This window comes from Streptomyces sp. XM83C (assembly GCF_023072675.1).
Classification (GTDB): Bacteria; Actinomycetota; Actinomycetes; order Streptomycetales; family Streptomycetaceae; genus Streptomyces; species Streptomyces thermocoprophilus.
This window is the reverse complement of sequence record NZ_JALLGL010000045.1, coordinates 1-7,811: the sequence shown is the minus strand read 5'-3', so window position 1 is coordinate 7,811 and position 7,811 is coordinate 1. Positions and strand designations below refer to the sequence as shown.

The following is a 7,811-nucleotide window of genomic DNA, read 5'->3' as shown; positions in this document are numbered from 1 at the left end:
TGTCGCCGGGGCCGACGTCTCGGCCGAGAGGGCCTGTGACCCTCAGTCCGGCAACAGGAGAACATGCTTCGCCAGGTCCGGGAAGGAACCGACGAAGTCCGCGTCGGACAATTCGAACGTGCGGAGGATCTGCCGCACCTGTTCCTTGCTTTTTGCTCTCAGGACGGCAAAGCACAGGGAATTCAGCTCCCTGCCCGAGAGTCTCAAGAAGGAGTGGTCGCTCTCATCCATGAAACCCCCCGGTGCGGAGTGATCCGGTGTCCGCACAGGGGTTTGACAACAACAAACGTCCCCCATGGTTGTCGGAATTCGGGTGTGGAAAGATTCTTGCTCACTGAGATTTCTGATTTCCACGTTAGCTGGCTGTCGGTCCGGAATGCCAGCTGTTTCGAGAAATCCCTGCGAAGATCGTGCTGCGGGCGTTCGGATACACCTGTCCCCTTCGGCTTGTGACTGAAGAAGGACACAGGTGTCCCCTGTCGCCCCTCGTCCCGGTCTTTACGGTTCGCGGAGCGAGGCGTCTTTCTCGCCGCCGAGAAACTAGCCGCAATTCCCTGGGTGCGCAACCCAACTTCCTCAAGTCGAGGGGGAGTTCGGAGTCCAAGTCTTCCTTCGACGACTCCCGTAAGGGGTGTACTGGGATTATTCGAGCAACTCGGACACCGTTGACAGGCGGTCGAGGTCGGATGGTTCGTTAACCACTGGTTGACGTGATCGATCCTGTCAAATTAGCCTCGCCGGGACGGCGGAGGAGAAGAGGCAGGTGGCGCGTGGAGACAGGTGAGGAGTTCGGGCCCTGGCTGGCCCGACAGCTCAAGCTCGCGGGGAAGACGCAGGCCGAACTGGCCGACGAGTTGGGGCTGACCCGAGCCGCCGTCTCCGCTTGGATCACCGGGAGGTCGACGCCCAGGCCGACAGTGATGGCGGACATCGCGAAGGCGCTCGGCACGGACCTCGGCACGGTGCACACGCGCACCACCGACACCCAGGCCGGCCTTCCCGTGACGTGGTACCACCGACCCGGCTACCCCGACGGCGGCCGCGAGCTGGGCAACGCCGCCGCCTTCGCGTTCGACGCGGACGTCCAGGTGCTCGCCCGGGAGACGTGTCAGAACAGCCTCGACGAGCGTCTGAGGGAGAACGGCCGTCCGGTGAGGGTCCGTTACACCCTGCACGAGCTGACCGGCGAGCACCTCGACGCCTTCCGGGACGCGATCCGCTGGAACGATCTCTTCCCGCACTACCAGGCCGTCTCGGAACTCGCCGCCCACCAGAAGGTCGGGCGGGTAGTGGATGCCGGCGTGCGCGACATGTACGAGAAGGGCCGCCTGGTCCTGCTGCGCATCGACGACTACAACGCGTCCGGTCTCATCGGTGACGACTACGAGGACGGCAAGTTCGCCGCCGTGGTCCGACGACAGCTCGAGAGCTTGAAGTCGGGCCCCTCGGCGGGCGGTTCCTACGGGCTCGGCAAGGCGACGCTGTGGGCCACCAGCGCTCTCGGCCTCGTGCTCATCAACTCCACTCTGTCCGTGCCCCACGAAGGGCGCACGGAACGACGGCTGATCGGCCGACTCGAACTGCCCTGGCGACGGGTGCACGGCGAGACCTTCGCTGGTCCCGCGTGGTTCGGACGACCCGACCCCGACTCGAAGAACGGCGAGGTCGTACGTTCCTGGTGGGCCGACGAGGAGACGGCGGCCCGCCTCCACCTCACCCGCGACAGCGACGAACCCGGCACGTCCTTTCTCATCGTCGGCGCGCACGACGTGGCCAGCCTGGAAGGCGACGGCCCGGACCTCGACGACCAGATCGTCGAGGAGGAGGGCGACGAGGACACCCGCGACATCAAGAGGATGCACACGCGGCTCGTCCAGGCGCTGGGGCGCGACTTCTGGGCCGCGATGACCGGCGGCGGCGGTCGACTGCCCCTCTTGGAGGTGTCCGTCCGCGCCCTGCGCAACGATGGAGAGGTGGTCGTCGAGGAGACGAAGGTGGACCCCTCCGTCGAACAACCCTCCCGGACCCGTGCGCTGCGCGCGTTCTACGAGGGCACCACCGTCGACCGACTCACCGAGGCCGGGCAGGTCGCCATGCGGAACGTCCCGCTGAAACTGCCTGTGCCCGGTGGCGCTGCGGGCGGCACGTCCGGGATCCACCAGGCGGTGCTGCTGGTGACCGAGGCCGACGGCGACAAGGACAGGCCGATCAACCAGGTGCACTCGCTGCGCGGCAACCGGATGACCGTCAGGAAGGCCACCGTTCCTCGACTGCCGATCGGAACCAACCCCTTCCAGGCGGTGCTCCTCGCCGGCGCAGCGGCCGGGGACACCGCCCCCTTCGCCGAGGAGGCCGAGCAGTTCCTGCGCGCGGCGGAACCGCCCGAGCACGACCGTTGGGGTCAGACGGAGGAGCTGACGCTGCGCTGGTCGCCGTCCGCCTACCGGCGGATCGAAGGACTGACCCGGGAGGTCAACAACGCCGTCAGGGAACTCGTCGCCCGCCCGAAGCGCACCGTGCGCGAAGGCGGCGAGGCCCTGCGCAAGGCCCTGACGGTCAAGAGCCGACCCAAGGCCAAGGCGCCCACGGGACCCGTGATCCCGGTGCTGAAGAACCTCGACGCCACGATCGGTGCGGCGGGGGAATGGGTGATCGACGCCGAGGTGAGCATCCCCCGCGGCGACGAGATCGTCCCCATGGTGCCCGTCGCGCTCATGGACGTGCGCTCCGGCGGACGCCCGAAGCTGGACTGGGCGGAACTTGAGGGCGTCGAGGGCTGCGAGGTGCAGGAGGGAGTCCTCCGCTTCACCCCCGGCGCGCGACGCGCCGTCTTCCGGGGGGTCACCGACGCCGGCAGCCATCCGGTCAGGACCGCACTGACCCGACTGGTGGTCGAACTGCGCGCCGGCAAGGGGGAATGACGCGTGAAGATCTATCCGTACAAGCGGCTCGGCCGTCCGATCGCCCTGCGAGTGACGTCCGTCGCCCTCGAGCTCGCCGACGGCACCCGAGAGCCGCTGGACACCAGCGCCTACTCGACGCAGCAGCAGGCCGTCGCGCTCGGCGTCGCCGGGCACGACTGGGTGAGCGCCGTCATCGGCGTCTCAGCGACCCTGCCGCCCGGAGCGGACGCCGAGGACGCGCCCTGGTCCGACCTGCGGGTCCTCGCCGTGCTCACGGACGGCGAGACGAACATCCGCACCTCCACCGCCCTGACCCGTGACACGGACGACAGCCGTGACTGGTCCGGATCTCTGGAGATCTACCGCGACGACCACCTGGGGCGGGCCTCCCTCGCCGCGTACGCCGTGGCCACCGTCGACGGAGTCGCGGGACGCTCCATCGCCGAGACCGACCGGAGCTGGACCGTCGACACCGTCTCCGACGAACCGGTCGCCGGTCTGCAACTGGAGGTGCAGAAGGCGTCGTTCACCAAGAGCTCCCGGGAATGGCTGCGTGCCTACGCCGACGCGCCCTGGATCGTCGACACATCGGCCAGAGTGCCCACCGTGTTCGTGAACAGCGACGTCGACGGGATCGTCGGGCTGCTGGACAGCAGTGCCTCCGGGGTGGAGAGCAAGGTCCGCGACCTGCTCGTCGCCCAGATGGCCACGGACGTCTGGACGGCCGTCTTCCACGGGGCGATCGGCGATCTGGAGGTGGAGCCCGGCGGAACCCCGGTCTTCCCCACCGACTGGCAGGGCGAGGTGCTCCGGGAGATGCTGCCCGACGTCGTCCCGGGCGTGCACGTGGAGGAGGCTCTGCGGCAGGTGCACCGCCGACGCACCGGCGACGCGGGGTGGGCCGAACTGCAGACCCGTATCCACTACGCGGCGATCCGCCGCGCCGAGGCCTCCAAGGCGCTGGGTTACGCCATCCGCAGCCTCGAACAAGCCAACCGGGAGAGCGAGAAGTGATCACCCAGCCCGACCACGTGCCCGAGCGTCTGGCGCTGCTCCCCGCGTCCGCCGCCGACCCGTTCATCACCGAACAGCTCCTCAAGGCCGAGCAGGTCCACGGAGGCGTCGACCTCGCCAAGGTCGTCGTGCCGCTTCCGGAGGACGACGCCCGGTGGGACGTCGAACCGATCCGCAGCCTCGTCGAGGACGCCATGTTCGAGTTCCGCGACGACCGGACGCGTGCCGACGCCTGGCTCGCGCCGCGGCTTCACGCCACCCTGCGTCTCACGCGGAGGGAAGCGGCGGACCGGCGCCTGTGGACGCACATCGCGCTGGCGGTGGCCCCCGACTATGTGGCGTGGCGACACCTTCCTCCGCCGACCGCGCAGAACGGCGCCCGGCGCATCGCCCCGGAGCGCTTCCAGGGGCCGGCCGACCGACAGTGCTTCTCACGGCTGTGGTGGGCCGCCGAGCTGTTCCGGAACGGGGCGGACTACGAGCCCGTCCAGGTGGCCTGCGGCAACCAGGACCTCATCCACACCGTGCTGCGCAGGGACCTGATCGACCACCGCCCCACCGCTCAGGCACTGGTCCGGCTGGTGCGCAACGGCAAGGTGACCACCGGGCGGGAGATCAACGGCCTGAGCGTCGCCATCACCGCGGCCGGAGCGACCCTCGTCTACGACGTCCTCGCTCCGGACGAGCCCAGAGACCTTACCCCTCTGCGGGACTGGATCGCGGAGGCCCAGACGGCGCCCCCGGTCTCCCGCCACGTCCTCCCGGAAGGACCGGACGAGGACCCGGTCCCCGAGGCATCCGTGGACGCGCTCACCGACTACTTCCTCGAACTGTTCGAGACGGCGCCGGTCCGGGGCACGAAGATCGACAGCTGACCGGGCCTACGCGGACGCTCGCTTCGCGGCGGCCGTCTTCCCGCCCTTCCGCGCGGCGGTCGAACGCGGCGGCACCTGGTCCTCGGAGCGCGGGCAACGGGGGGTGCAGTCGTCCGCCGCCCCGCAGCCCAGGCTGCGCAGCTTGGCCCGCTTCTCCTCCGTCGCCGGCACCCACGGCTGCCGGAAGTCGTCCGGCGTCGGCGCGGGAAGGCCCAGCGCGGCGCTGAGCAGGTGCGCCCCGAACAGGGGCGGTACAGCGTTGCCCACCTGCTGCGCCTGCGCCGTGCCCGACCAGGGATACCGCGGGGGGAAGCTCTGCAGCATCCCCGCCTCCTCCATGCTGAACCGAGGCCCCTCGACGACCACGTCCTCGTTCAGGTGCTCGAAGACCACGAAGCGGGAGATGCGGCCGGTGACGGTGGTGGCCGGCTGCTGATCGGTGCGCACACCGCGGCGCCCGGGATGCCCGGAGCTTCCGTAGTTCGAGCGGACGAGGAAGGGCCTGGTGCGTCCCGGCAGGGCCGAGCGCATCGACACCCACGGGAGCCGCTCCTCGGCCTCCTCCGCGCGCGTGTCCGGCTCCGGGGCGATCGCCTCGTCGAGAGCGGGCTGACGGGCGCCCTGGGCGGCCGACGCCTCCTCGATGCGACGCCGCCACTCCTTCGGCTCGTAGGCGCGGTGGGTCGGCGCGGGAAGGAAGGGATGCCCGAGCCCCTCTCGGCGCGCGATCAGCACGGCCCGCGACCGTGTCTGCGGCACGCCGTACGTCTCGGTGGCGAGGACGTCGACCTCGACCCGGTACTTCGTCCCGTCGGGAAGTCCCACCTGCTCCATCACCAGCGCGTAGTGCTCCCACAGTGGCCTCACCGCGGGGACCTGCTCCAGGACGATGACGTCGTACGGCCGGTTGCCCCGGCCAGGGCTTCTGGTCGCCTGGATCGCGTACCGCAGCGGTTCCAGGACCAGGGCCGTACGCGGATCGGAGAGGTTCTGCAGCTCCTTGTCGATCGTCTCGTCGGAGTCGCCCGCCATCAGGCGTTCGATGTACCTCTTGACCTCGTCCAGGGCCTTGCGTCCCACGCCGTTGCCGGCGACCGAGTACGTCTGGCACGGCGGGCCGCCGGCGAGCACGTTGATCTCCGGCGGCAGCGACTCGAAGGCGTCCCTGCGGATCGCGCTGACATCGGCGTGGAGGGTGTCCAGACCGGCCGCGTAACGCGTCAGGCAGGCGCTCATGTCCCATTCGACGCCGAGTGTGGGCACACCGAGCATGTGGGCCGCCACGTCCAGCCCGCCGGGCCCCGCGAAAAGATCCAGGACATACGGCTTGTCGAGGACGGGCTGGCGGTGCGGCGTGCTGGTCATGTGGCGGAAGTCTAGCCGGCAGCGGTCACTGCCCGAGACCCGTCCAGTGCTTCGGCCACCGCCCGCCCGAGGGCCTCTCCGACCGGGGGAGGCGTGGCGTGCCCGACCTGGCGGTACCGAGCCGTCTTCAACCCGGTGATCTCCCAGGACTCCGGGAAGCTCTGCAGCAACGCCGCCTGCTCGACCGTGATCTTCACCATGCCTTCCCTGCCGAGCCTCGGATCCCATACGAAATCCCGGTCGGGCACGGCATTGCCGACGGTGTGGCCGTCGACGCCCATGGTGGCCCACTTCCGCTTCGCTCCCGTCGGGCCCAGATCGGCGCCGCCCCTGTTCTTGGAGCCGCCGACGAGCGTGGGAGCCGGCTCCCCGGCCTGGGCGGCCCAGAGGTCGGCGCCCGGCCAACCCCGCGACGCCATGCTCTTGCGGAGGGTCTCACCCACCGTCCTCGGTACGGCCACCGTGGGGGCCGGCGGCCGGAACGCTCCGGCACGCTGCTGTTCGACGGCCACCAGCACGCCCTGTCGGCGGTTCTGCGGCACCCCGAAGTCGACGGCGTTGATCACGAACCAGCTGAACTCGTAGCCCAGATGTGTCAGCTCGGCACGCGCGAACTCACGGAACGGCTCGTACTCCTCGGCGTCGGCGAGTCCGGGCACGTTCTCGAGGAGGACGGCCCGTGGACGGATGGCGTGGACGAGGTAGACGGCGGCCTTCAGGAGGCGCTCCTCCATGTCCGAGTCGGCACGCCCGACGGTCGCGCTCGACTTCACCCGAGGCAGCCCCGCCGACAGCAGATCCACGTCGTAACTGTCCGGGTGGTCGCTCGGGTCGAAGTCGAGAAGATCCGTCTGGAGCACCTTCCAGTGCGGGCGGTTCGTCCGCAGCGTCCGGCAGGCGTCGGCGTCCTCGTCCAGCAGGAGGCGGGGCCGGAAACCGGCCTGCTCCAACCCCAGGGCAAGCCCGCCCGCACCCGAACACACGTCGACGAATGACAGACCGGTCAACTCTTCCTCCCCCGATTCGGGTGGATCCGCTGTTCCGCCACAGCGGCCGCCACCCGCACGGCCACATCGGCGGGAGCCTCGTGCTCCCAGAACCGCAGCACCGTCCACCCCTGTGCGACCAGGTGCTCCGTCGTCTCGCGGTCACGGACCATGTTCCGGTCCAGCTTGGCCCGCCACCACTCCGCGTTGGCCTTCGGCCGGGTCGCGTGCTGCGGGCAGCCGTGCCAGAAACAGCCGTCGATCAGCACGGCGACCTTCGCCCTCGGGAAGGCCACGTCGATACGTCGCCGCGGCATCCCCGGGACGGGATACTCCACGCGATACCGCAGCCCGGCCGCGTGCAACAGCCGCCTCACGGCCAGTTCGACCGCCGTGTCCTTGCTCGCCTGCCTGCTCATACGGGCCGATACACCCGGAGAGGAAGGCACCACACTCTTCACTGTCGTCGAGCCTCACGAACTGCCGTGGTGGAGATCCGTCCCAGCGCCCCGCCCGAGGGCGCCGTCATGCCTCGGCGACCCCATGACACTCCCCATACCCCCTCCCCGACCCGCACCAGCAAGCTGCCGTGCGCTGGGGTGGCCAGGGGATCGCTCGGCCTCGGGCGGGGCGCTGGGACGGATCTCCACCACGGCAGTTCGTGAGGC

The 7,811-nt window shown here is 69.8% G+C and carries 8 protein-coding genes; 3 read left to right on the top strand and 5 right to left on the bottom strand.

Translation table 11 applies throughout. The features are described from left to right. Positions 1 to 42 precede the first annotated feature (42 nt). A complete protein-coding gene (locus tag MTQ10_RS08105) occupies positions 43 to 231 on the bottom strand; it encodes a hypothetical protein (RefSeq protein WP_247463865.1) in 189 nt (62 codons plus the stop codon). Between the two features lie 539 nt (positions 232 to 770). Between MTQ10_RS08105 and MTQ10_RS08100 the strand changes: the two genes are divergently transcribed. The 3 genes from MTQ10_RS08100 to MTQ10_RS08090 are packed head-to-tail and all read left to right on the top strand — an operon-like array spanning position 771 to position 4,792. Next, the gene (locus MTQ10_RS08100; protein WP_247463863.1) at positions 771 to 2,921 is read left to right on the top strand and encodes a helix-turn-helix domain-containing protein; all 2,151 of its coding nucleotides are present in this window, start codon (positions 771 to 773) and stop codon (positions 2,919 to 2,921) included. A 3-nt stretch (positions 2,922 to 2,924) separates the two neighbouring features. Further along, positions 2,925 to 3,917 carry a hypothetical protein gene (locus MTQ10_RS08095; RefSeq protein ID WP_247463859.1) on the top strand — a complete coding sequence of 331 codons (993 nt, stop codon included), beginning with the start codon at positions 2,925 to 2,927 and terminating at the stop codon, positions 3,915 to 3,917. Further along, complete coding sequence (locus MTQ10_RS08090; RefSeq protein ID WP_247463856.1) at positions 3,914 to 4,792, top strand: DUF6339 family protein; 879 nt, start codon at positions 3,914 to 3,916, stop codon at positions 4,790 to 4,792. Before MTQ10_RS08095 ends, MTQ10_RS08090 begins: the two co-directional genes overlap by 4 nt. 6 nt (positions 4,793 to 4,798) lie before the next feature. On the opposite strand, the gene MTQ10_RS08085 is transcribed toward MTQ10_RS08090, so the two are convergent. The 4 genes from MTQ10_RS08085 to MTQ10_RS08070 all read right to left on the bottom strand — a co-directional run. Further along, positions 4,799 to 6,157, bottom strand: coding sequence for a DNA cytosine methyltransferase (locus MTQ10_RS08085; protein ID WP_247463855.1), 1,359 nt, complete (start codon positions 6,155 to 6,157; stop codon positions 4,799 to 4,801). 11 nt (positions 6,158 to 6,168) lie between these two features. Continuing rightward, positions 6,169 to 7,164, bottom strand: a complete 996-nt coding sequence (locus MTQ10_RS08080) for a DNA cytosine methyltransferase (RefSeq protein ID WP_247463852.1) — start codon at positions 7,162 to 7,164, stop codon at positions 6,169 to 6,171. Further along, positions 7,161 to 7,562 carry a very short patch repair endonuclease gene (locus MTQ10_RS08075; RefSeq protein WP_247463849.1) on the bottom strand — a complete coding sequence of 134 codons (402 nt, stop codon included), beginning with the start codon at positions 7,560 to 7,562 and terminating at the stop codon, positions 7,161 to 7,163. Before MTQ10_RS08075 ends, MTQ10_RS08080 begins: the two co-directional genes overlap by 4 nt. A 106-nt stretch (positions 7,563 to 7,668) precedes the next feature. After that, a partial coding sequence (locus tag MTQ10_RS08070) for an SEC-C metal-binding domain-containing protein (RefSeq protein ID WP_247463900.1) occupies positions 7,669 to 7,811 on the bottom strand: 143 nt, incomplete at its 5' end.

Coding starts and splice junctions, on each gene's coding strand:
- MTQ10_RS08105 (WP_247463865.1), bottom strand. CDS start 231: ATGGATGAGAGCGACCACTCCTTCTTGAGACTCTCGGGCAGGGAGCTG.
- MTQ10_RS08085 (WP_247463855.1), bottom strand. CDS start 6,157: ATGACCAGCACGCCGCACCGCCAGCCCGTCCTCGACAAGCCGTATGTC.
- MTQ10_RS08075 (WP_247463849.1), bottom strand. CDS start 7,562: ATGAGCAGGCAGGCGAGCAAGGACACGGCGGTCGAACTGGCCGTGAGG.